This is a genomic window from Vibrio sp. 10N.222.54.A3 (assembly GCF_041474095.1).
Taxonomy (GTDB): Bacteria; Pseudomonadota; Gammaproteobacteria; order Enterobacterales; family Vibrionaceae; genus Vibrio; species Vibrio crassostreae_C.
The window spans coordinates 1-24,982 of record NZ_JBFRTN010000055.1; the positions used below are offsets into that span (position 1 = coordinate 1).

At 43.6% G+C, this 24,982-nt stretch carries 21 protein-coding genes; 7 read left to right on the top strand and 14 right to left on the bottom strand.

Features of this window, described 5'->3' with window-relative positions:
• Positions 1-61: 61 nt before the first annotated feature.
• From AB4507_RS12400 to AB4507_RS12440, 9 genes are all read right to left on the bottom strand, one after another.
• On the bottom strand, positions 62-1,375 hold the full coding sequence (locus AB4507_RS12400; RefSeq protein ID WP_017061737.1) for an HlyD family type I secretion periplasmic adaptor subunit: 1,314 nt from the start codon (positions 1,373-1,375) through the stop codon (positions 62-64).
• Complete coding sequence (locus AB4507_RS12405) at positions 1,368-3,620, bottom strand: ABC transporter transmembrane domain-containing protein (protein ID WP_372182771.1); 2,253 nt, start codon at positions 3,618-3,620, stop codon at positions 1,368-1,370. The genes AB4507_RS12400 and AB4507_RS12405 overlap by 8 nt, the downstream gene beginning before the upstream one ends.
• Entirely contained in the window at positions 3,617-5,263 is a 1,647-nt protein-coding gene (locus AB4507_RS12410; protein ID WP_372182773.1) for an ABC transporter transmembrane domain-containing protein, read from the bottom strand. Before AB4507_RS12410 ends, AB4507_RS12405 begins: the two co-directional genes overlap by 4 nt.
• Positions 5,264-5,454: 191 nt before the next feature.
• Complete coding sequence (locus tag AB4507_RS12415) at positions 5,455-6,090, bottom strand: CatB-related O-acetyltransferase (RefSeq protein ID WP_017061734.1); 636 nt, start codon at positions 6,088-6,090, stop codon at positions 5,455-5,457.
• Between the two features lie 419 nt (positions 6,091-6,509).
• Positions 6,510-7,622 (bottom strand): NADH:flavin oxidoreductase, encoded by a 1,113-nt coding sequence (locus AB4507_RS12420; protein WP_032546839.1) that lies wholly within the window; start codon positions 7,620-7,622, stop codon positions 6,510-6,512.
• Positions 7,623-7,909: 287 nt separating this feature from the next.
• Positions 7,910-8,599, bottom strand: coding sequence for a hypothetical protein (locus AB4507_RS12425; protein ID WP_102320576.1), 690 nt, complete (start codon positions 8,597-8,599; stop codon positions 7,910-7,912).
• Positions 8,599-9,789: an OmpP1/FadL family transporter gene (locus AB4507_RS12430; RefSeq protein WP_372182775.1), complete on the bottom strand. Its 1,191-nt coding sequence runs from the start codon at positions 9,787-9,789 to the stop codon at positions 8,599-8,601. Before AB4507_RS12430 ends, AB4507_RS12425 begins: the two co-directional genes overlap by 1 nt.
• A gap of 93 nt (positions 9,790-9,882) precedes the next feature.
• Positions 9,883-10,695: a crotonase/enoyl-CoA hydratase family protein gene (locus AB4507_RS12435; protein WP_017061730.1), complete on the bottom strand. Its 813-nt coding sequence runs from the start codon at positions 10,693-10,695 to the stop codon at positions 9,883-9,885.
• Positions 10,696-11,173: 478 nt separating this feature from the next.
• The gene (locus AB4507_RS12440) at positions 11,174-12,367 is read right to left on the bottom strand and encodes a multidrug effflux MFS transporter (RefSeq protein ID WP_136976044.1); all 1,194 of its coding nucleotides are present in this window, start codon (positions 12,365-12,367) and stop codon (positions 11,174-11,176) included.
• Between the two features lie 270 nt (positions 12,368-12,637).
• On the opposite strand from AB4507_RS12440, the gene AB4507_RS12445 reads away from it, so the two are divergent.
• The 4 genes from AB4507_RS12445 to AB4507_RS12460 all read left to right on the top strand — a co-directional run bounded on the left by AB4507_RS12445 (position 12,638) and on the right by AB4507_RS12460 (position 15,699).
• Entirely contained in the window at positions 12,638-13,723 is a 1,086-nt protein-coding gene (locus AB4507_RS12445; RefSeq protein WP_372104985.1) for a PQQ-dependent sugar dehydrogenase, read from the top strand.
• Between the two features lie 448 nt (positions 13,724-14,171).
• Complete coding sequence (locus AB4507_RS12450) at positions 14,172-14,381, top strand: cold-shock protein (RefSeq protein WP_010430417.1); 210 nt, start codon at positions 14,172-14,174, stop codon at positions 14,379-14,381.
• 117 nt (positions 14,382-14,498) lie between these two features.
• Entirely contained in the window at positions 14,499-15,038 is a 540-nt protein-coding gene (locus tag AB4507_RS12455) for a YaeQ family protein (RefSeq protein WP_017061727.1), read from the top strand.
• Positions 15,031-15,699 carry a hypothetical protein gene (locus AB4507_RS12460; protein WP_372182776.1) on the top strand — a complete coding sequence of 223 codons (669 nt, stop codon included), beginning with the start codon at positions 15,031-15,033 and terminating at the stop codon, positions 15,697-15,699. Before AB4507_RS12455 ends, AB4507_RS12460 begins: the two co-directional genes overlap by 8 nt.
• Before the next feature lie 301 nt (positions 15,700-16,000).
• On the opposite strand, the gene folE is transcribed toward AB4507_RS12460, so the two are convergent.
• Positions 16,001-16,654 (bottom strand): GTP cyclohydrolase I FolE, encoded by a 654-nt coding sequence (gene folE, locus AB4507_RS12465; RefSeq protein WP_017061725.1) that lies wholly within the window; start codon positions 16,652-16,654, stop codon positions 16,001-16,003.
• Between the two features lie 216 nt (positions 16,655-16,870).
• Between folE and moeA the strand changes: the two genes are divergently transcribed.
• Both moeA and moeB read left to right on the top strand, forming a co-directional pair.
• Entirely contained in the window at positions 16,871-18,106 is a 1,236-nt protein-coding gene (gene moeA, locus AB4507_RS12470; RefSeq protein WP_102393097.1) for a molybdopterin molybdotransferase MoeA, read from the top strand.
• A gap of 12 nt (positions 18,107-18,118) precedes the next feature.
• Entirely contained in the window at positions 18,119-18,871 is a 753-nt protein-coding gene (gene moeB, locus AB4507_RS12475) for a molybdopterin-synthase adenylyltransferase MoeB (RefSeq protein ID WP_372112360.1), read from the top strand.
• A 54-nt stretch (positions 18,872-18,925) separates the two neighbouring features.
• Here the strand turns inward: moeB and AB4507_RS12480 are convergent, their stop codons facing one another.
• The 4 genes from AB4507_RS12480 to AB4507_RS12495 all read right to left on the bottom strand — a co-directional run bounded on the left by AB4507_RS12480 (position 18,926) and on the right by AB4507_RS12495 (position 23,883).
• Positions 18,926-20,128, bottom strand: a complete 1,203-nt coding sequence (locus tag AB4507_RS12480; protein ID WP_017061722.1) for an EAL domain-containing protein — start codon at positions 20,126-20,128, stop codon at positions 18,926-18,928.
• Positions 20,121-20,981, bottom strand: a complete 861-nt coding sequence (locus AB4507_RS12485; RefSeq protein ID WP_102319859.1) for a helix-turn-helix transcriptional regulator — start codon at positions 20,979-20,981, stop codon at positions 20,121-20,123. Before AB4507_RS12485 ends, AB4507_RS12480 begins: the two co-directional genes overlap by 8 nt.
• A 258-nt stretch (positions 20,982-21,239) precedes the next feature.
• Positions 21,240-23,564 carry an ATP-binding protein gene (locus AB4507_RS12490; RefSeq protein WP_372182777.1) on the bottom strand — a complete coding sequence of 775 codons (2,325 nt, stop codon included), beginning with the start codon at positions 23,562-23,564 and terminating at the stop codon, positions 21,240-21,242.
• Positions 23,565-23,574: 10 nt separating this feature from the next.
• Positions 23,575-23,883 (bottom strand): Hpt domain-containing protein, encoded by a 309-nt coding sequence (locus tag AB4507_RS12495; RefSeq protein WP_017061719.1) that lies wholly within the window; start codon positions 23,881-23,883, stop codon positions 23,575-23,577.
• Positions 23,884-24,075: 192 nt separating this feature from the next.
• On the opposite strand from AB4507_RS12495, the gene AB4507_RS12500 reads away from it, so the two are divergent.
• A complete protein-coding gene (locus AB4507_RS12500) occupies positions 24,076-24,669 on the top strand; it encodes a TfoX/Sxy family DNA transformation protein (protein WP_137001856.1) in 594 nt (197 codons plus the stop codon).
• Positions 24,670-24,982: the final 313 nt, after the last annotated feature.

The window sequence follows — 24,982 nt, forward strand, 5'->3', positions numbered from 1 at the left end:
TTTAACTGATCGGCATTAGCACGGCATGTGCTCCTTTTTATGCAAGCCAGAGTGGAGGACTTTACCTCTCTCCAAACGCCACGCTAACATTGGTATAAATCGGTTTCCATAAGTATTGGAACACCGACTTCTCGCCAGTTGTGATGTCTACTTCACCCGTCATACCCGGCAGTATGGAAAAGCTTTCAGGGTTATCACGGAAGTAAGGCGTATCAACCGACACTACAACTTCATAATAGATCTCGCCACGTTCGCTTTGACTTGTGGTCGGTGAAATACTCTCTACCGCCCCTTTTAAAGCCCCAAAGCGGCTGTAATCAAACGCATCAATCTTGACTCGAGTGGGCTGCCCAACACTCACAAAACCAATATCTCTTGGGGACAAACGTGCTTTGAAGTCAGCGTTCCCTCCGACAGGCACAATTTCAACTACCGTGCCACCCGGCTGAATAACACCACCATCCTGCGTGCTTGGTATGCTTTGCACCAAGCCTTGTAGCGGTGACACTAACATAGTGTTCGTCAATTTAGCTTGGCTTGAACGAACTCTAGCATTCAATGCTGATAAGTCAGATACGGCTTTAGAACGATCATCGCTCACTTTAGCTTTCGCTTCCGCCAGAAGCTGTATGATTTTTTGGTCATTACTGTCAGCTTGTCTAATCAATACCGACTTCTTACCACGAGCTTCTTCGATTTTCTGTTCGATACTGGCCAATTTTTGTCGCATTTCAAGCACACGTAAACGTGAAATGTTACCCGCTTTATAACCCTTCTCCAGTATGTTCAACTCTTGCTTAGTCGCATTTAACTCTTTCTCATAACTCGGCAAGGCCTTTTCTACGCTACGAAGCTGCTCTGCAATTTGCTCGCTCTCTTTCTCAAGCACCACACGCTTTTGGAAGTAGAGGGCTTTTTGCGCGTTCAGCTGCGCTTTTTGTTGGCTGACGATCTCTGGGTAATCGACCTCGAACTCAGCAAGGTTTGGCTCACGTTGTTCAAGAAGCGCATTCATACGTTCTACACTGGCTAGAAGCGTCACTTGTTGGGACTTTAGCTCTTCAAGGGCGGTACGCTGGAAAGTGGCATCAAACTCAACAAGCGGCTGGCCTTTCTCGACAAGCTGTCCTTCTTTAACGAGAATTTGCTTTAACTTACCGCCAATCGCGCTTTGTAATACTTGCTTCTCGCCTTCTGGAATCACAGCACCTTTGGCTTTGGCGATTTCATCAACTTGAGTGACTACAGACCAAGTGGCAAAAGCAATAACACATAAGGCAACCGACCATGTGGCCAGCGCCAATGTACGAGCCGTATTTTGTGATTCAACAAGTTCACCGTAGCGCTTGCCCTTCTCGATAGATTGTTTAGTCATTAGCGACTCCTTGCTTAGACTTTGATTGTTCTTGTTGGGCTGCATTTTGTTGAGCAGACGCCTCTTGAGTTGACGGCTGTAGCTCTTGAGATAACGGTTGCTCAGATAACAGCGGTTCTTGAGAAGTTTGAGGCTCTGAAGGCTGTTCCTGCTTCGAAGACTGCTCCGGCTCTAATGGACCGGCATAAACCACTGCACCTTCATTTAATACCACCACTTTATCGGCAAGCTTGATTAAATCCGGATCGTGGGACGTGTAAATCACCGTTGCTTTTCCTTTTTTCGACTGCACAAATTCACCAAATATACGTTTAGCATTTGGGTGAGCATCAGGCACAGGATTATCCATTAAGAACATTGGGTAGTCATAAACCAGCGCTTTCGCGTCAATGAGGATCTGCGCGACGCTGCCAGACAACATGTCAAAAAGGCTGTCCGGCTGAATACTGCTGATGGAAGTATCGAGCCCACCTGATAATGTCTCGAACCAACGCTTTCCGCCGACCATTTCAATTGCAGAGATCATTTTCTGATCTTCGACTTTGTGACCGTCGTTTAGCCACTCTCGAATACTCAGCGTAAGCAAATCAGGATATGCGGCTCGAATGAAACACCAGTGGCGATAAAGCTGCGGGTCGTATTGAACGAGGTTAACGCCTTCAAGCTCGACCATGCCATTTTGGATAGGCTGCAAGCCAGACAGCACTTCAATTAATGTTGATTTACCGCTCCCAGAAGGGCCGGTAATCGCGACAACTTCACCGGCTTCAATATCAAAACTCACACCATTCAAAGCGGGGCGACTCTGTTTGGGATAGCGCAGCGTCACTTGCTCTAATTTCAAGTTAGGCGCTACCACAGGTAACGGGTGATGCTGGTAACTGAATTCACGCTCAGACGGCTGAGACAAAATACGGTTCACTTGCAGCTTGGATTGATTAAAGCTATTAAAACGCATCGCACTGTTTGCCAACACCTGAGCAGGACCCGTCACCTTAGATATCAACATCATTGAAGCAATCAAACCACCAGGGGTCATCACTTGTTCAAAAATAAGTCCTATGCCTAACCCCATCACGGCGAGTGTCGAGCCCACACCAATGAAATAGTAAATCGAGGTGTACCGACTCTGGAGAACCGATTGATTAAAGGTCACTGTTGAAGCAAGAAGATTGGCCTTTTTGAAACGTTGAATCCAGTGCTCTGAGAATCCAGCACTGCGAATAAAGGCAAGCTTGGATGACAGCTCATTAGTCATGTTTTGACGATTCGTACCTGCCACTGTCGATTGCATCGAGCGCTTGCTGCTAGAGCGTATCGAGCGTTTTGCTAGCAAGTAATAAAGGATTAAAGAGACGACTGGAACCAGTACCAACCATCCGCCTAAAACACCTATCGCAAGTACAAAAATAAGAATGAATGGTAGGTCAAATAACGCATTTCCTAATGGCCCCGATAGCACACCTGAGATACGCTCTGACAACATCACTTGGTTTTGCTGACTAGAAGAAGCTGTTTGCTGATTTTGAGCATAGCTATTACGAAGCAGACGCTGCACGAGGGATTGAGAAATCTCACGACTTACTCGGTTGGAAACTGAAGCAAACACTCGGCTACGTAATGTTCTCAACCAACCCATCATCACAAACAACAACGCCGCGCCAATGGCGATACCTTGCAACTCATGCCCTGCATCACCACCAATCACATGGTCATAAATCGACATCGTGATGAAGGGAACAGCAAGCGCAAATAAGTTAGTGATAAAACTGACTAGCAGCAATTTAGGAATAATGGGGCGAAACGCATGTAGTCGTTCGCCAACCCAATCAGGAGAAGCCTTCTCTAGTGGTGGACCTTCGATAACAATACAAAACTGAGGGACATCGGTAATGTCGTCATTGGCATTAAAGGCAACAAATTGCTTGGATTCTAAATGACCAGAGACCAGCTCATTTTCACCAAGCACCAGTAAGACCAATTTATGTTCACCAACGTCATCTAGGTTGGCAACCAAGCGATAAGGCAGTGCAAGCCTGTCGAACAAGGCAAACATATCGTCGATTGATTCAATGCCATTTTCATCGACCCATTGATGTGCGAACAACTGGATATTAGCATTAACTTCCAACTGCTTAAGAACGGAAAGGCTCTCGGTTTCTAAATGATTCATCACCTCTTGTCGACCGCTGGTATCTGCACGGTTGTTCGTACCTGAAGGGTTACCAATATCTAAACGATTCATACGACGGCCTCCTGATTGCTCTCGCTGTCGACCGTAATAGCTCGACTTTCCACTGTAATGATTCGATTAGCAAATTCGCGAAGCTTCGAATGGTAGCTCACCATCAGTATCGTGCGTCCTGCCGTTACTTCTTCCTCCAACACCTTAGCTAGATTCCCAAGGGCGTCTAAATCAAGTGAAGAATCCGGCCTTTCCAACATGATTATGGGTTTATCACTTGCCAATTGAGCCGCGATATTGAGCATTTTCACGTTACCCATACTCAACAAAGAAGCACTCGTATGGCCAATTTGTGTCTCTAGTCCATCGGGTAATCGAGTAATCTCTTTGGTTAAACCCAAACGCTTTGCATAGTCACTGGCGCTTTGCGTTTTCTCAGGGTCAAAGCCACACAAGTTGTCAAGAATGGTCCCCGACACCAGTTGTCCTTTAACGCCACAGTAGGCTGCAATGTTGGTTACCGATGCGATTGAAACGGCAGCTCCGTTAATGAAGCACTCACCCGCTTTCAGATCATCAATACCTGCAATCGACGACAATAAATGACTGTTGGTGTGGCGATCCTCACTCTCTAACAATATCAACTCACCTTTATTCAGTGTGACATCTGCATGAGAGAGTTCACCATATCTTTCAACGGTCGCTTGCTTGATTTCCAACGTCTCAAAGTCAGATAAGTGGTTCTCGGCTTGCTCAGAATCTGAAGATTCCGATAATGATAAGTCACTCAATTTTTCTATTGCCTGATTGGCACTGTGTATTGAATTAAGCTTGATTCTAACCCCAACCAGAGCACTCAAAGGCGCAACCGCTCTGCCCGATAAGATAGAACATGCTGCCAATCCACCTGTGGTTAACTGGCCATCCAACACCCATAAGCTCCCCGTAATCACGAGTAAAACTGACGTGGCTAATGCGGCAAGCTGAATACATTCTTGGGCGAAGGCGTTCTGTTCTTCTTCTCTCGCTTTAGACTGAGAGCGAACATTATTGAGGGATTTAAACTGATTGAAGATTCGAGACTCAACAGCCTGACGTTTGATTCCTTGAATGGTTTGGCTCAGTAAAATCAAGAACGCTTTTCGCTCCTGCTCATCTTGGGAAGCTTCTTCACTTAAGCTTTTAACGCGAATAGAAGATAACCAAACGATTCCGAGAGTAATCAGCCAAACTGCCAAAGGTATCGCCACCAGCTCACCGCCGATGTAAGCCACCAAGCCCAAGAAGATCAAGGCAAAAGGCAAATCAATAAAGCCTGCAATCACACCACCGGAATACCAATCTTTGACTTTGGATACAGAACCAAGCCCCTCTTCCACGCCGCCAACACCAATGTGGCGGAGATGGCCTGATGAAGCCGTTGTTACTCTTTCAACCAAAGTTTGATAGGTCGCTTTCTCGGTATTGCTGGCCGCGGCTGACAAAAGCCAAGTACGCACAAACCGGATCAATGCTTCCATGGCAACAGCCAACGCTGCACCCGCCAACAACAAAGTGGCAGTACCGTAACTTTGGTTAGGTAAAATACGATCGTAAATTTGCAAAACCGTTAACGGAACGGCGAGAGAGAGAAGATTCATGAGTAAAGAAGGCAGTAAGACTTTCCCCACCACCCCTTTGTTTTTCATTGAACTTGCGGGCATACACAATCCTTATCCATGCTTATGAAATAAGATTGGTACACCATGTTGAGTATTGCAAGGTAACGGACTGATTTAACGTGTTTTTCAATATAAATATGACACAGATCTTTCTACACAAATCTGTGGCTATACCCGTACCTTAAAAACGCTCCTTACAAACGCTCGTTACAAGTGCTCGTTACAAGTGCTCCTTACAAACAATTGTCGTAATCCGTTATCGCCTGCTTTAACTTTGAAAAGTCTGAGTTACATAAATACGGTTTCAGCGCTTCAAATTTATCTGAGGGCCACTCGTATATTTTGAATGACATGAGTTCGTCAATAACGGACTCATCAAAGCGGTATTTGACGACTTTAGCTGGAGAACCACCGACAATGCTGTATGGAGCGACGTCTTTAGTCACCACACTATTCGCTGCAACCACAGCGCCTTCGCCAATCGTCACACCGGGCATCACCATCGCTCTCATGCCTAACCACACCCCATCTTCAATGTGAGTGTCACCTTTGCCAATGTAGGCATCGTCGATTACATCCATAAATGGATACAGCGAAAACCAATCAACTCTGTGGGTATGGTTGCCACCCATTAAAATCACAACCTCTGCGCCAATGCAGACATAATCGCCGATATGGAGTTCGTCGATTTCCCATCGAGGCTCCCACTGGCGGCTGACTTCGTCGCCATGTAAATAACGGACGACAGATTGCTCGAACCCATTATCCCAGCAATCGCTGTAATAACTGTGTTGACCTTTTACGTGAATATTGGGGTTGGTTACGACTTCATGCAGCAACTCGAATTTGGACCAATGCTTCTTTTGCATTTTTACCTCTGAATGATCTATTAAGTTTTATTCGTTAACTATCAAAATGTTCGACGATGCAAATCCAAGGAGCACAAACTAACGCCCTATAAACACAGGGTTCACAGGGATGAATAGTGAGTATCACGCTTAAATCATAGCAATGTCGCTAAAACTAAAGAGGCGTCAGTGGATTCGAGGTTGCTTAAGAAGAGGAAGTAGTTTCAAAGTTTGCCCAGTTTTTATCGATAACTTGGTTGGATAATTTACAGGCGTATTGTAACTGTTTAGTCGCGCCAATTTGACAGGAAGATGTGAGTAATAAGGTTTCAAATTTCGTTTCGTGGAATACGGAATGAACAAGAGCCTGCGCGATTACACAGGCTCAAACTTAGACTCAGCTATAAACTTCGGAGCTCGCTTGGAGCTGGGCTCAGCGACTACATGCGTGCAAGCTGTACTTTTCTGTCTTTATTCACCACGCAGAAGTTACCGCGCTTAGTACGACACTTAGAGCATCGTTCGCATTCAACAGGGCTTCTATCCCCTTCCTTCCAACGCTTCACTAAATGGGGTTCAGAAAGCAGCGGTCTTGAAAGCGCGAAGTACTCAATGCCCGTGTTGTTTGCAATCGCTTCGATAGCATCAAAATCCGTTAGACCACCAACCGTGATCACTGGGATATTAACGTCTTGGCTGATCGCGTGACCATACTCATGGAAGTAGCCTTCAGCTTGAATGGTAAAACCATCGTGCGACTCGCCAATCATAGTGTCTGCTTTGCCATGAATATTGCCTGACACGACAATGCCATCCACACCCACTTGTTCAAGCTTTTTACAGACAATACGTGTTTCCTCAAAGGTGACGCCACCTTCAAAAAACTCGGATGCCGTGAGCTTAACCAAGATAGGGAAATCATCACCCACCAGCTTACGTGTCGCGGTATAGATCTCTAACAAAAATCTCATGCGGTTTTCTAAGCTACCGCCGTATTCATCTTCACGTTGGTTGTAATAAGGGCTTAGAAATTGGTTAATCAGGTAAGTGTGAGCGGCATGAATTTCAACGCCATCAAAGCCTGACTTCTGTGCTCTCAAAGACGCTTGAGCAAACGCATCAACAATGTAGTCGATCTCGTCTTTGGTCATCGCTTTGCCTAGAGTTTGAGTTCCTTTTTCTGGAACCTCACTTGGTGCGTAGATTACTCGCTCGCCAAGGTCATGCGTGGTTTTGGTGCCACCATAAGCCAACTGCATCACGATTTTAGAGTCGTTGTCGTGCACCAGTTGAGTCAGCTTTTGATACTCTTCAATGAATGAGTCGTTATACATACCCATCATGCCTGCATTCGGCTTTTCTTCTTCAACAATGTTCGCGTAGCCCGTCACGATCAGGCCGACTTCACCTTGAGCCAACTCTTCATAGATAGCGTACAGTTTATCTGTCATATGCCCATCTTCGGTGGCCATATTTTCCCACGTTGCACTTCTCATGAAGCGATTCTTTAGTGTCATCTTGCCAATGTGGGTTTCTGTAAACAAAGTGCTCAAGTGTCTTCCTCTCAAAATCGTGTTACGCAAGTTACCCATTAAGCATGGGCACTGATTCAGGCGGATACTACAGAGAATAAGGCAGCGAAAACTTAATCTAGATTAAGAGAGCGGCACTCTCATGTGAGAAAGATATAGAAAGCATCAAAAAGAGATAAAAAAGATTGGAGAAATGGTAACAAAAGAAAGTCGCTAAGTTTTAATAAGCGACTTTGTTCAATTTAATCTGGACTAAGTCAATGGTTCTTACGAGAGGTGTCCACCTGCGAATTTCTGCCTGCTAACAGTTATTTGAACTCATAGGTGTAAGACGCGCCAACACTGTTATTTTCACCGAAATCGTCCTCAGCAAAAATAGTGAAGAAGTTGAATGATTGAGCGTCACTCAACTTGTAGCTAGCACCGACGCCTGCCCAATACCCTGAATAATCATCAGACCCCATTGAACCGCCACCGAAGCCCATGATAGACCATTCATCAGTAATCGTTTTTAAACCAAACGCACCAATGTAGCCACCGTGTGTTGAGCTCGACATCAATACATAGTCAGAACCAACATTATCATCATCGAAAACCGCTACTTCGCCGTCATTATAGCTGTAACCAGCCATAGGGAAGATTTGCCAACCGAACGGCTCAATATCGAAATAGCTCAGTGGTATAAATGTGCCAATACTGTAGTTGTTCTTATAAGCATCGTTGTCATATTCAGAACGGCTAAAGTTGAAGTTAACAATACCCATAGGCAACAGCCATGAGCCGCCTATTCGCCATTCTTCGCCATCTGCGTTAACACGAGCATTGATCATTCGTGCTTCATCAAGCCCAATAGACCCAGAGAACTGCAGATCTTCGTTATAAGCAACGCCAGCTTTGGTTACGATTTTAGTCGGATCATCAGGGTGCTTCTCTTCAGCAAAAGCACCCGTTGAAAATAAAGACACTAAAGTAATGATTAGTAGATTACGTAATGTCATTAGAAGGTCGCGCTAACACCAACAAAGTGGATACGGCCATCGAACGAACCATTCAACAGATTAACTTGACCAAATCGACCATATCGATCCATCTTAACTGAACCCAAATCAGCGTATTCATAGAACACATCAATTAAGATGTCGTCCCAGTAGGTAGATGCGCCAACTGAGTAGCGGTACTGTTCACCCACAGGAAGGTCAACCCATTGCATTGACGGATCGTCTTGCGGAGAAGTTTCGTAAGAGAAGCCAGCTTTCAAACGCCAGTCTGAGTTAAGTTGGTAATCTGCACCAACTGCAAACTTCCATACATCGTCCCAATCGCGCAATAGTGTTTGATTAATTGGAAGGTTACCATTTTGGTTTGTACCCAAATCTAAAACAGTGCTATCCCATTGACTCCAACGATGAAATTGCACACTAGCTAATAGATCAAGCTGAGTATTAAATGCATAACTCAAACTGGCATCAACAATTTCAGGTACATCTATACCAGTATTTAATGAACGCTGGCCGCCAGTAAATACATTCACATCATTGTTAAACTTATGCTCTAGCTTAGAACGGTAACTTGCGCCCAGCTTAAGTTTATCTGTCGGTGTGTACATTACGCCAAGGTTATAGCCGTATGCCCAGTCAGTATCTTGCTTCGCAGTAAGCATTGACGTTGTTTGTTGGAATGCAGCCCAACTGAATTGCACACCCGCGCCTACTGACCATTGGTCATTCAGCTTATAACTCAGTGATGGGTTCACTTGCATTGCAGTAAGAGTGATATCTTCTAGAAGTGCAGCACCCGCCCAATCACTGCCGTAATCAAGGCTAGAGCCGCCAACAGCGCCAAGCGCGATACCAAGGTGTAATTTGTCTGTGACTTGATGAGCGTGGAAGGCACCAAATGACGGCATTACGGAATGAGCTTTACCATCTGGATTACCACCGTTATCTTGATACTTCATTTCAAGATCGAATGCCATGGTGTTGATGGTCGTTTTGCTTTCGCCCATGTGAGACATAGTGGCAGGGTTTGTCCACATCGCCGCTGCAGATCGAGTGTAAACACCATCACCAGCGCCAGTAGTACCAGCGTTGGCAACGACAGCTTCTTGCAAAAACAGGCCACTTGCGAATGCATTTAAGCTCGTAAAAATTGCAGTGGCAGCTAGAGAGTAAGTAAAAGTTTTGTTCATCAGAGCGCTCATTTAGCCTTAGACATTAAATTGCTCTAAGGTTACCGCAAAGCTCAATAAACAAAGGGAATATCCATTATTCCTGTACAAGCGCTATTTAAACTTTCTGGCGACGTAAGGGCGTGGTTTGTCTCGATGAATTTCACGTTGAGCAGCAATCGCCCTGTTCTTACCTAACCCAACCTTTATCTGATACCAAGTTTCGCAGAATACAGCCATGCCCGGGCTTGACCACCAAGTCTTGTTGTAGAGCTTCTTGTTAGCAGCGACGACATCTGGCGACCGATTCGCACACTCAAGTGCCAACGCATAGGCTTCAGCGTAAGGATCTTCGGCAATCTTGGTCACCAACCCATATTCTTTAGCGGTTTCACAGTCGATCACTTTGGCCGTCATCGCCATTTCAAGGGTGTGATCTTTACGCATCAGCTCTCTAAAAGCGATAGCGCCTCCCATGTCTGGAATCAGACCCCACTTTGCTTCCAATATAGAGAAGTTCGCATCCGGGCTAGCAATTCTAAAATCACCCCCACTGACCAATTGCAGGCCGCCTCCCCAACAACGACCATGAATCGCAAAAATGACAGGGCATGGAATATCTCGCCAACCCAATGAAAAGCGTTGTGCAGCGTTAGGCAATGTCGGTAGCCATTTAAACAAGAGCTTCATCGCCCCAGATTTACTGGTTAATAGGGACTTAACATCAAGCCCTGAACAAAAATCAGAACCCTCACCTTTTACTATTACGGCACGAATCTCGGTGTTCTTTTTCAGCTGAGTCACCATGTTATTCACGCCTTGAAACATTGCCATATCAATAGCATTGAGCTTATCGGGTCGATTCAACACAACCGTCGCAATTTGGTTTTTATCGATAGAACAAGTAATACGATCGAGGTTTGGCATGGTGGCTACCTTATCAGTGGTCAGACCTTTAGGTTATACATTTTATTAACATATGCCAAACTTGCACATTAAGAAGCGAGACCTGTGTTGCTTAACGTCTTTCCCTTTACACAAACGACATCAACAAAAAAGCAGTGATGGATCGCTCCATTCACTGCTTTTCATCCGTAGCTTTTATCGCCAATGGCTTTGATTGCCAGTAGCTTTGATTAGCAATGGCTTTCGGTCATGAGCAAAACCTATGTTCTTCGAGATTTCAGTAGCAAGAAGATAAAGTAGCTGCCAGCAATAATGGAAACTAACGTCCCTGCCGCAAGCTGCGCTCGGAACACTACCACTTGCCCTAAGCAGTCAGAAAATAGCATATATTCTGGTAACTTAAACCAAAGCGCTGAACATTAAAAAGGCCATTGAAATTCATCATTTCAATGGCCTTCTCGTTCCTACTAGCCAGGCAGCTAGCTAATTACCTAAGCAACTAACTGAGCTGAGACTCTCTCGCTTCTTGGCTACTGAAACCACGCAAAATGTTAAACAGGGTAATCAATGTGAACAGCATGATAACGAGCGATAAATGCCACGCTTCCCCTAACCCTAACTGAACCAGGCCCATACTCACCATTGAAGACACCACCATCTGCCCGCCACCAGACATCGCAGCCGCCGCGCCAGCGTTCTTCTTATAAGGCAACATCACTAACGCCTGAGCACAAGGTAACGCAATACCATTACCAAGGATCATCAAGAACTGGCCAAGCATGAGATACAAAGGTTCGAGTGGACAGAAGAACAGCCACAAGGCCGCAGCAACGTGCAATACAGGTGTGCATAACAGAGTTTTCTTGTTACCCAGCATAGGGCGAATACGGTTACATAAGCCTGTTCCGCCAAGCATGCCTAATGCTGGAATCACCGCCCACATTGCGTATTCATCTGACGTCATACCAATCTGGTTCTGCATGATAAATGGCATCACCGACACAGTGGTGATCATCAAGCTAAAGTTAAGCCAACCGATACTCGCAAAGCTCATAAAATAACGAGAAGTGAGTAACTCTTTATATTGAGAAACCATTCTCTTAGGCGAAGGGATCGCCGAAACCTGAGTGACGGTTTCCTTAAATTTGAACGCTAACACCACCCAAGCTAATGAGACATAGCCAAGTAGCGAGATAAACACCATGCTCCAGCCAAAATGGAAGTTAATGAATCCACCGATAACGGGCGCGATCAAAGGTGTTATAGACGCAACCATAGCAATGTAAGACATCGCCAAAGGCAAGTCTGCCCCACTGAATCTGTCTCGCGTAGAAGCACGAGCAAGTACCGCGCAACAACCGGTTCCTAAGCCTTGCAGGAATCGCCCCATCACCATGCTAGTAAACGAATGGCTGAAGAAGATGATCATCAATAACCCAAGCATGGCAATCAACAAACCGCTTAGCAGTACCTTCTTGCGTCCCAAAGCATCGGAAATAGGGCCATAAATAAACTGGGAAGGGCCAAAGCCTAATAAATACACACTCACCAAAAGCTGGGCTTGCTCTAGCGAGACATCAAAATCTTTTGCGATCCAAGGCAAAGAAGGAAACACCAAGCCCATACTGAGCTGCCCGATACTGATGACCAAGCACGCAAGTAAGATCGATTTAAAATCAAATCCACGACTCATCGTTTAATAGGTCCGTTCGAAGAAAAATCGTGCGTATCTAACTCACAACATAAAAACTGAGAAAATAGCGAAAATGCTGCTGGTGAGTTGTTCATAATGCTCCGACGGGATCAAATAGAGAAAGGCACAGTAAACATACGTGAGCTTGTATAATCATACAATAGGCGTTCAACTAAATATGTGAATAGTCACTTTTCAGCAACCTCGGCTTTCCGCCATTCGGTCACAAGCGCTAGACTAACACTAGATGCTCATAATCAAGGGATTTCAATGAACACTCATCACCGTATTTTTTCATGTGCTTTGGCGCTGCTTGCCTCTGGTCCTATAACGTCAGCCTTTGCATGGCAGGCAGAGAAGATCACCGACGGACTCGTGATCCCTTGGGGACTGGCTTATGTCAACGATAAGTCCATGTTAGTCACAGAAAAATCAGGCGTCATTAAACATGTCGATTTAAAAACAGGCGATCAAAACACACTGTTCAGGCTGCCCAATGTATGGGCGAAAGGCCAAGGTGGATTATTGGATATCGCACTCTCCCCTTTTGAAAACGGAAAGTTCTACGTCACTTACAGTAAAGACGTCGATAGTGAAGGCGTAACGACACTGGCTTCTGCTAATTACAGCAATAATGAAGTCACCAATTGGACAGATGTGTTTGTATCTAAATCTAGAACGGACACCGGACGTCACTTTGGTAGCCGTATCACCTTTGATGATAGCCACCTGTATTTTTCAATCGGCGACCGTGGTGATCGAGACAACGGCCAAGACACCATGACTCACGCCGGATCAATATTACGACTGAATGCCGATGGAAGCACACCAAGCGATAACCCATTCACGGATAACAACAAAGTGCTCAATGAAATTTGGAGCTTTGGCCATCGTAATCCACAAGGTCTGTATTACGATTTCCCGACTCAAAAGCTTTGGTCGATTGAACACGGCCCTCGCGGTGGTGATGAAATTAACCTAATAAAAGCGGGTGCCAACTATGGGTGGCCTGTCACCTCACACGGAAAAGAGTATTGGGGCCCTATCAGCGTTGGCGAATCGGAAACCAAAGATGGTATTGAAGCGCCAAAAAAAGTCTATGTTCCTTCAATCGCTCCGGGCAGTTTGCTTGTTTACCAAGGAGACAAATACCCAGAGCTGAAAGGCAAACTGCTGGCTGGCGCACTAAAACTTACTCACATCAATATTGTGACAGTCAATGAACAAGGTGAGGCAATCGAGGAAGAACGCATTTTAGAGGACTTGGGCGAAAGGGTAAGAGACATCGAAACTTCACCAAACGGAGACATCTTCTTCAGCACTGATAATGGCAACCTGTACCGCTTGAAAAAGTAGCCGAGACCTCGTTCAAGTAAAGGCACTTACCTTACAACGACATTTATAAATATAAGCCGTTAAAAGTGGGCTCAACGCCCAGTTAGCGGCTTTAAATTTGCAAAAATGAATGCGCTAAAACAGTGCATTGACTCCAAATTCGTCATCAATTTCGACCACCTTTTTCACAAAAACTACAACAAATCACCATACAACTGTAACTCCATGATATTTAAGGAATGCAAAGTTTGACTACCCCCAAGTTTCTGCAACCTTTCCCTATGTATTCGATTGACTATCCCCTGATTTGATTTAGACTCGTTCCCGGCTAGAAAGAAAGTTCTTTGTATATAAACATTTCGTTGGATTACTAGTAACCCCGTTGTGTTGTACGCAATAGCAATAAACTTTTCCGCGCTATCAGTGCCACAATTGGCTCAAAATAAAAATTTAATTTTAGGATATCATCATGTCTAACACAGTTACTGGTACAGTAAAATGGTTCAACGAAACTAAAGGCTTCGGCTTCATTCAACAAGAAAACGGCCCAGACGTATTCGCACACTTCTCTGCTATCACTGGCGACGGTTTCAAAACTCTTGCTGAAGGCCAAAAAGTTGAGTTCGTAGTATCTCAAGGTCAAAAAGGCCCACAAGCTGACAGCATCAAAGTACTTTAATTTAGTATTTTAAAGCTTTCTAAAAATAGCCAGCCTCTGCTGGCTATTTTTTTACCCGCTATTCAGAGATTTAAGGTAATATTCCCCTTCACTATTTCTACCTAAGACACCCTCTCAATGGCTCTTAAACCGACAATCTACAAGTTTCGTATCTCTTTAACCGATATGAATCGCGACTATTACGACTCTTTTAATCTAACGGTTGCACAACACCCTTCTGAAACAGAACAGCGAATGATGGCTCGAATCATGGCTTTCTGTATCAATGCATCTCCTGAACTTGAGTTCACTAAAGGATTGTCTAGCATTGAAGAACCCGATTTATGGCAGAAGTCGTTAGACGATCAAATCCTAGAATGGGTCGATGTGGGCGAACCCGATCCAGAGCGTGTTAAGAAGGCAACTCGCCTATCTAAATCAGTACGCGTATTCAGCTTCAACACTAAATCAAACGTTTGGTGGGAGCAGAACAAAGGTAAATTCGGCTACCTAAAAGCTCAGATCGTTCGTCTAGACAACGATGGTATTGAGCAGCTAGCGGCGATGACACAACGTACGATGGATCTTTCAGTCATGCTGACGGGTAACTCTGCTTTCATTAACAGCGATACTCAATCGGCAGAAGTAACGTGGGAAGAGCTACAGAGTAATGACTGAGCGTCCAACCCCGAATAATTCGCAAACAGCAGCTAGCCAGCTAGAAGAAGCCAAGCAACAAGCCGACGCGCAGCAAGAAATCAAAGCTAAACAACAAGCTAGAACCAAGCTTCACCAGTGTTTAAAAGAAGCAGGTTTAGGTTCAGTCAAAGCGCTCTCGACAGGCTACGAGAAAGAGCTGTCGTCATTTATTGATGAAAACCACGCTTTGTTTAAACACGCTTTGTTTAAACACGCTTGCGAGAACAAGCCGGAGAACTCTGCACGTCAGACGTTGCTTGGCTTGCTAACCAAGGTACATATCGATGCAAGCTATCGCTTTGAAAGCAATAAAGAAGCGAATGAGGCGATGCAAAATGTATTCGATAATACAGTGGGAACTGAGCACAGCGACAAGTTACAAAACTCTAACGCTCAACAGTTAAAACTAGTCACGCATTTGTGGTTGTTCATTCAAGGACGACTAGGAATGGATTACAGCCTAGCCAATGATCACGCAGCTGTAGCCGCTACGCTACTGTCTCGTATATCGAGAAGCAGTGATGATGAGATTCGCGTAGAGTTCATGGCGAGTTTTTACGATGGTTTGAGCATCTATCAAGCCGAGAACAAGCCATCCGGTATTGTTCACCACTTAAAGCGTTTGTTTAACCTTTCTTAAGCACTCCACCAGCGACTGATTCTAGTTACGCTCTATATGCTTTCAACAAACGTTAAGATATAGAGCGTGCTTTTTCTGCTTGGCCGCAACAGATTCCCTATTACGTTCATTCCTCACTTTAGGGAATGGCGAAAGTGAATAAGTCGCTCATTCTTCACTTTAGGGAATAACAGCATTTTCAGCCATTACAGTTGACTTCATTGCAGGCGTAAAAAAGCCCCGCATAAAGCGAGGCTTAGAATATTTTCAACGAACTTCAATTTACAAAGGCTAAATCACGTGCATCCAATAACGAAACGTATTAACGCAGGCCGTGTAAGAATTCGTGGCGCGTTGCTGGGTTTGATCTGAAGATACCGCCCAGAGCTGTTGTTGTCGTTTCGCTAGTCGCATCCATTACACCGCGTGATTTCACGCAGTAGTGAACCGCATCCATGGTGACAGCAACGTCATCAGTTTCGAGTAGCGTTTGCAGTGCAACAAGGATCTGCTGCGTCATACGTTCTTGAACTTGTGGGCGCTGAGCAAAGAATCGAACAATACGGTTAATCTTTGAAAGGCCGATGATTTTCCCACGAGGGATATAAGCGACCGCAGTCTTACCATCAATCGTCACTAAGTGGTGCTCACAAGTACTGGTCACGGTAATGTCTTTTACTCGTACCATCTCACGAACGCCCATCTTGTTTTCGATTACCGTAATTTTAGGGAAATTGGCGTAATCCAAACCAGAGAAAATTTCATCCACGTACATTTTAGCAATACGTTGCGGTGTTTCTTCCAGACTATCGTCCGTAAGATCAAGTTCAAGGAGAGTGAGAATCTCACGCATATGGTGTTCGATTCGTTCCTTTTTCTCTTCTCGGCTAACCTGGTTTGGACTCATTGGTGTCTCTAAACCACGGCTTGCTAGCGCATCTTTAACCAACTTCGCTGATTCGCTAAGACCTGACATTGAACTTCCTCTTTTATTACCCCTTCTGGATGGCAAACAAGGATACTCGGAATTTTGAATAAATACACCCATATTTTAAGGGAGGTCATTATTTACGGGGCTTAAACTGTGCTAGAGTGGCTAGAATTTCGTTGGCGAACCATCATGATTTGATAACTATTGAATCCCTATTGCCAACCGCCAAATCAAAATAATAACGATCAAAGGATTTCAATTATGGGCTGTTGCGACGCTCCGGGCTTGATGCCAATTGAAGAAGCACTAGATAAGCTGCTATCACCAATTCAACCTATTCAAACGACCTTATCACTGCCATTAGCAGAAGCATTGGGTTACGTACTTGCTGAAGATATTCTATCCCCTATTTTCGTCCCTCCTTTTGATAACTCAGCAATGGACGGCTATGCACTGCGCTTAGCAGACCTAGAGAACAGTAAAGTGCTGCCTTTAGCGGGCAAGTCCTTTGCAGGTCAACCTTTTGAAGGTGAATGGCCAGCAAACACCTGTATTCGCATTATGACTGGCGCAAAGATCCCGGAAGGTTGTGACGTCGTAATCATGCAAGAAAACACGGCTGAAACTGACGCTGGCATTGAGATTCAGCAAGACGACATCAAGCTGAACAATAACATTCGCCCTACCGGTGACGACATCAAGCAAGGCGATATCGTTCTTAGCCGTGGCGAACGTTTAACACCTCGTGACATTCCAATGATTGCTTCGCTCGGTGTGAGTCATGTAACTGTGGCACACAAACCTAAAGTCGCTTTCTTCTCTACTGGCGATGAGCTCAAGCCATTAGGTCAGCCTCTTGAAGATGGTCAGATCTACGACAGCAACCGCTACGGTATCAAACCACTGATTGAAGCGTTTGGTTGCGAAGCAATTGACCTAGGTATTATTCCTGATTGCCCTGCAACGCTTAAAGAAACCTTTGTAAAAGCGCAAGAACTGGCAGACGTAGTTGTCACTTCTGGTGGCGTAAGTGTCGGCGAAGCTGATTACACCAAAGACATTCTTGAAGAGCTTGGCGAAATCGGCTTTTGGAAACTAGCAATCAAACCAGGTAAACCATTCGCATTTGGTGAGCTAGACAACGCTTGGTTCTGTGGCCTACCGGGTAACCCAGTGTCTGCAATGATGACTATGTATGTGTTAGTTCAACCTATGCTGGCTAAACTTGCCGGTCACACTGCGTGGACAGCACCAGAATCGATTCCTGCGATCACTAAATCTGCATTCAAAAAAGGCCCAGGCCGTACTGATTATCAACGTGGTATTTACTCGATTGAAAACGGTAAGTTTGTAGTAGAAACAACAGGTAACCAAAGCTCTGGCGCTTTCCGCTCAATGAGCTTAGCAAACTGCTTTGTGGTACTAGAGCGCGAACGTGGCCGTGTTGAAGTCGGTGAAACGGTTCAGATTCAACTGTTTAACTCCACGCTTTACTAACGAGGCTTGCTGATGGAAATACTGTCTGACGCAGAGATGCTTCGTTACAATCGCCAGATCATTCTCAAACAGTTTGATTTTGAAGGTCAAGAAGCGCTGAAACAGAGTTCAATCTTAGTGTTAGGTGCGGGTGGTTTAGGCTGTGCCTCTGCTCAATACCTTGCGACTGCGGGCATTGGTAAGCTAATGCTGATCGACGACGATGTTGTCGAGCTTTCAAATTTGCAGCGACAAGTACTTCACACCGATACTGATATTGGTAAGAAGAAGGTCGATTCTGCCGCTGAATCTTTGCAGGTATTGAACCCGCATCTGACGATTGAAACTGTCGAACACAGGCTTGATGACGAGGCACTTGGCAAGTTAATTGAAGCACACTCGCTTGTTCTTGATGCCAGTGACAACGTCGAAACGCGCAATCAGTTGAACCGCTTATGTTACGCATCAAAAACGCCTCTAGTATCGGGCGCTGCGATTCGCATGGAAGGTCAGATTAGCGTATTCACTTATCAAGATGAAAATGCACCTTGCTACCAGTGCTTGAGCGCTCTATTCGGCAACGCTGCTCTAAGCTGTGTTGAAGCCGGTGTGATGGCACCTGTTGTTGGCATGGTTGGCGCGGCTCAGGCTTTGGAAGCTATCAAGGTTATTGCCGGGTTTGGACAACCAAAGCAAGGCAAGCTTTTGATTCTCGATGCCATGTCTCACAGCTGGCGTGAAATGAATTTAATGAAGATGCCTAATTGTTCGGTGTGTGGTAAGTAATAAAAAGAGCCAAAGCCCATTGAGTTGGCTTTGGCTCGTTACCCTAATACGTTGTTAATGATTAGAAGTATATTCAGAAGCGACGTAATCTAGCTCCTTTTGCTCTGCGAGCATCTCAACTACAATTTCAGGTAGTGATGGAACCCCATGAAGAAAACCTTGTTGGTTAAAGCCGCCTAGAGCTTCCAGAAATGCACAGGTGTCTTTATTTTCAACACCCTCATAGATAATACGTGCGTTTTTTACCGAAACGAGCTTCTTAACTTCATCGATTTTTTGCATGTAATCAATGTTATGGCAAAGTCCCCATGTAATGGTTTTATCTATTTTTATCTCACTAATAGGCAGTTTGACAATACGTTCAATATTCGATGCTTCCATCCCAAAGTCATCTATAGAGATCTCAAAACCATTCAACCTTAGCCGTAAAATATTTGCCAACAATTCTTTTTCAATATTGCCTGAAAGCCCCTTTTCAGTCAGCTCTACAACGATAGTATGCTCAATACCTTGCTTATAGATCTCGAGTAGATTATCGACAACAGATTCATCAGTCAGTAAATTAGGATCGATATTAATTGAGAACCTCAACGATTTATCAAGTTCACTGAAGTGGAGATGATAATCCTGAATGAATTTATTTATCACGATATTGGTAAAAACCTTTTGCTTTCCTAGCTCTTCAATTACTGGCAAAAAATAGCTCGGTGGAAGTAAGGTCCCGTTTTCATCAGACCATCGTGACAACACTTCAAACCCCGAAATAACATTTATATCCGAAACAACTTGCGGCTGATAAACCAGATTGATGGGAAAATCGTCATCGATGATTGTTGCACGGTTACCAAAGCCAAGCTCGCTTTTGGTTATGGTTTCAACTTCAAGTGCTTTATCAACCAACTCACTTATTTGGTTAGCCCAAATAGGCTTTTCTAGTGAAGCGACAACATTTAACTCATAGAGCTTTCCAAGCATACTCACCGAGCTAACAATGGATTTATCCAAACCTGAAATAATGATTATTTTAGACTCAACATTTTGTTGCGACATCATACTCAAGAGTTCAAATCCATCGCCATTGGGCATCATGATGTCCATAATCACCAAATCAAATGATGCGTTTTGCATTTTGCTCATTGCATCGAACGCATTTTCTGCAAACTGTACAGATGTTTTTTTATTAGATAAAGAGACCGCATTTTTAATGACCTCTCTCGATAGTTCAACATCGTCAACAATCAATACTGTGTTATTCATTCTCTTCACCTTTATAGTTTGCAATAATATCCATCCAAGTGCGTTGTGATTTCATTTTCTTTGAATCCAAGTTCATGACCTTCATTGATCTATCGTTACTTCTTACACTTCGATACTCGCAGCCCAATGAAAAAAACAGATCAAAAATCCTTTTGCTTTTCAGTAGTATATAAAGCTCTTTATCTGGATTTAAGCTTTGTAGATACTTGTACGCCTCTCTGCCCATTGTGTCTGTAAATGACGAATAATGAGTGCAGTTAAAAGTAACAACTAAATGTGCTCTATCTTCTTTAGATACTAAGACTTGCTCCAAAAAATCTGCTGCAAGATTATAGTTAGCACTTAATAAGTGTCCGATTAATTGCCCATTAACCGTGACGAGCGTTAACTCTCCAGAATATTGATTTATTATTTTTTCAATAATTACCTTTCTACTCATACCTAAATCTTCTAAATTACTGAGCATAACGTTATCCTCATATTCAAAGATGACATCAATTAACTTGGTAATCTTCCCAAGAAGGAATGAATTATTTGAGTTAATCACCGTAACTTCTGTTTGGACGTGCATGTTCATATCAATATAACCGTTATTATTAAATTTATTCGTTAACCCTGTGAGAACTGTTTGTGAGTCGTTTGCCTCCCAAACATCAAATATGTTGACTCCAATAAGGTCCAGTAACTCGTTTTGACGTTTTAAGTGGGGAGTTGTTACTCCTCTTTCCCAACGGCTTAGTGTCACAACGTCCAGGTTGTTAAAGTTAGAGTTACTTCTTTGAATCGCATCAACAAAATTAGTTTGAGACAAACCATTATTAACACGAAACGTACGTATAATATTTCCAAACATAGCTTTATTTTCTTATTCGTTATTGTGATTTAGCTTATTTTTAATTAAATACGAACAAAAGCTAAGGGCAAGCTGTGATTGAATAATTTGAAAATGCCCAGCTACTCTCAACACTTATTGGATGATAGTTATTTTCATAACAGTTTGGGCATTATCTTGATGACAATGCCCATAACTCTCAGAAAAACAGATGAAAATAATACATGAAGATCCGAAGATGGCTTACCCTCAGGTTATAGGTAGGAGTATTTAACTAAGTTAGCAAGTACCACCTGATAAAGCGCAATGAAGCTTTAGCTTTAGATCGCTCGGGTTGAGCGGTTTGGTTAGATAACACGAAAAGTATTGGTCCATTCGAGCCTCTTCTTGAATGGTAGCTCGTGCCGTAACGGCAATTATAGGTAACGATGGCTTACGCTTTTCCAACTCAGAAGCAAGCTCAATGCCATCCATAACCGGCATTGAAATATCCGTCAGTACAACATCAAAGTCATGTTCAGAAGCGAGTGCTAAAGCCTCCAAACCATCATTCGCGGTCATGCATTCACAACCTAGCTCGTTTAAGTGGAACTCTAGAATTTCTCGGTTGAACTCAACATCATCAACGATCAAGGCTTTTTTACTTGTGCAGTCTAAGCGCTCTCTAACGTTATATACCTGTTCAGCAACACCGTTAGAACACTCAAGAACATTCATAATTTCTTGAGCTGGGAGTGAGATAACAAAAGTACTACCGGTGCCGAGCACACTCTCAACACGCAACGAACCCTTCATTAACTCTACGATGGTTTTAGTTATCGCCAAGCCCAAGCCAAAACCAAACTGTTGGTCTTCTTGATTAACCTGTTCAAAGCCGTTAAACACCGCATCCAATTTATCTTGGGGAATACCGACTCCAGTATCGCTTACGGAGATATTGAATGCTCTATCGTCGGTTGAAACTTCTATTGTCACCCCTCCCTTGTTTGTAAACTTCAATGCGTTCGAAACTATATTATTGATTGCTTGCTTAATACGAAGCTCATCAATCATCAATGTTGTCGAAGCATCGACATTGCATATAATATCAAGCGACAATTGTTTAGACTCGCTAAGCGGAAAAAACGTATTTTCAATTTCGCGCATCAAACTCATTACTGACAGGCATTTAGGGTTTAATGAATAGCTTGCTGCTTTTACTCTTTCAAAATCCAATAGGTCATTCACAATGCCTAAAATAGTATTGCTCGCACTCGAAATACCGTTCAGCTGATGGCGATATTCGTCAAAGTTTTTGCTATGGCTTAGCATATGTGTATAACCAATAATCGCGTTCAGTGGCGTGCGAACCTCATGGGACACATTTGAAAGCAGCACCGATTTCTGTTTATTGGCCTCACTCGCCTCTTGCGCTGCTATCTCGTACTGCTTCGTTCGCTCTTCAACTTCATATTCAAGCCCTTCAATCAAATTTTGAATCTGGATCCCAGCCTCAGAATAAGCCTTTGAAAGCTGTTCAATTTCGTCTCCATTACTATAAACAGTATGTCTGGATTTATTAAAATCACGCTGCTTTAGATATTTAGCTTGTGCGATCAATTTAGAAATAGGTATCAGCATCTTATTCACCGCGATTGAGTTAATAGCTAAAAACAGACCAAGCAAAAGGATATAAGCAAAGAACAGGCGTTTGATCAACGAGTTATCACCAGATAAAACCAGCTCTTTGGTGGTCGCATAACTGGAACGAATCACATGCTCTGGCGTGACTAAAATCAACCTCCAACCGGTTTGACGGTTCTGAACAAAAGTGACATTGAAAACACCTTTTTCGCCACTTACCACAAAACTACCCAAGTAATGTGACATGATATGGCTTCCGACACTCTTTTGAATTTGTTCATCAAAAACACTTTCAGACATCAATTGGTCGACATTCTGTTGTAGATTCGACGCGATAAGCTTGCCGCTGTCGTCTACTAAGAAATAACGGTATTGGAATTCATCGATCATATTTTCAAAAGTCAGTGAACGAGAAAAATACTCTAAATCTAAATCAAATTTGAGTAACGCGTTATCCCAGTGCTCTGGACGGATATAAATGGCAAACTTAGTGACGTGCCCCACTTTAACTTCTTTCCCTATATAGAAATTCTTGTAGTGGATCATGCGACTAAAATCGACAGAAATATAGCGGCTTACAATACCATTTTCGGTGATAGAGACTTCTTGGTTGCGTTCAGTGTCAATAAAAAGCACCTTTTTGATAAAGGGCTTAAGCTTAGTATTGATATAAGCCAGCTGTTTATTACGAAGTGCCTCGTTTTTCAATTCATTAACAAAATCATGAGCAAAATCAATCGCCACATGATCCACTTCCTCAGTGATCAGCTCGACCTCTTTATCAAGGGTTACACTTTGAGCTTTCACAAAGGTAAGTAGAAGCTTTTTGTTATTTCCCGTAATGCTCTCCTTTATCTCTTCAAATTGGTTTTGTGAAGAAACCTGAACGATTTCGATAGCGGAGTACGTAAGCAACACCACAAATAGAACCAGTATTGTTGCGTTGGTGAAAATGATTTTATTTTTAAAAGACACGTTCATATCCTCCAACTTAAGCGTCAAAAAGTTGAATCATGGCGTTAGACACATCCATCAAAATCTTTTTTCCTGCACTTTCATTGATTACCGCGTCGTAGTGCTCCAATTTAAGACAAATTCTTGCAACCTCTGTAGCCCCGCAAGATAACGCAATGCCTTTCACTTTATGGGCGAGCGCTCGATTGGACTCACCTCCTTGAAGAATATCATCATTAACCTTGTGCAAACTTCTAATAGCAATCTGACGAAATCGAACGCCAATATCCGATTGAAAGTTACAACCCGTCGCCATTAAAAATACATTTGTGTCGATGCTATACATACCAATTTCTCCCGCCTTCGTGACCCCCCTTAATTTTGACCGTCTGTTACAAAACTGATATGGCAGATCGAGAATTTAAATAACCGGCATGCCTAATGGCATTGTCTGTTTTTTAACTTGGCTTATGCCATATTCACTGCTGGCTACATTTGGACAATAGATCACACTTTTTATGATTATCGAGTGAAAATAATGGCTCAACTTTTCAGACATACTTTTAGACGCTTGGAACAATTAGGTCGAGTGTCTATAAAACAAATATTTGGCGTAACGGCCTTCTATGTAGATCACGTTTTGCTCGTTCTACATAAAAGTGGGGAGCTGTACCTCAGAGGAACACCGGCACAAGAAGGCTACTTTATTAACAAGGGCTACCCCAAGGTGAATGCGAGCGTACTTGGAGTAAGTCAGAATGCGGATTATTACAAGTTGCCAGCAAACCCTTGGAGCAAGTATTCTTTGACTCTATGTGAAGCAGAAATCGCACTAGAGCAAATAAAGAGATCACGAAGCAGTTATATTTCTGCTCCCGAAAGGCTCAAAGACTTACCCAACATGCGATTCTCAACTGAGCAACTTCTTGAGAAAGCGGGTATAAACTCCATTGAGAAACTCAAAAACCTGGGCACGATTGGTGCTGTAGAGGCTATCCAACAGCATACCCACCATAAACCAACCATCGAGTTAGTTTGGTCGTTAGAGGGTGCAATCCAGGGTATACACCGTTCACAACTGCCGACGAACCTAAAAAATGCATTGCGCACCCAAGCTCAAAGTTATTGTTAGCCTATATTGTTTTAACGAAGCTTAGATTCTTGTTAAATCCAAATGCGGTCAATTTGATGCCGTGGCTATTCCTAGCTACGGCTCATTAGGCTAACCCGCTGTCCTTAAGTGATTTCACTCAAGTTTAACGTCTTTAAATTAGCCTCCCCTTTCATTTGATCGCCCACTCCGTTTTAATTTTCACTGCCAGCCTTTATTTTGGTTTCCTACTATTCCCTCTGCTACAAATTACCATTCAAGTTTTAATGCAACTGAATTTATAACTATTTATTTTACAACCTGCCCTACCGCTACCAAACTAGGCATATCAACA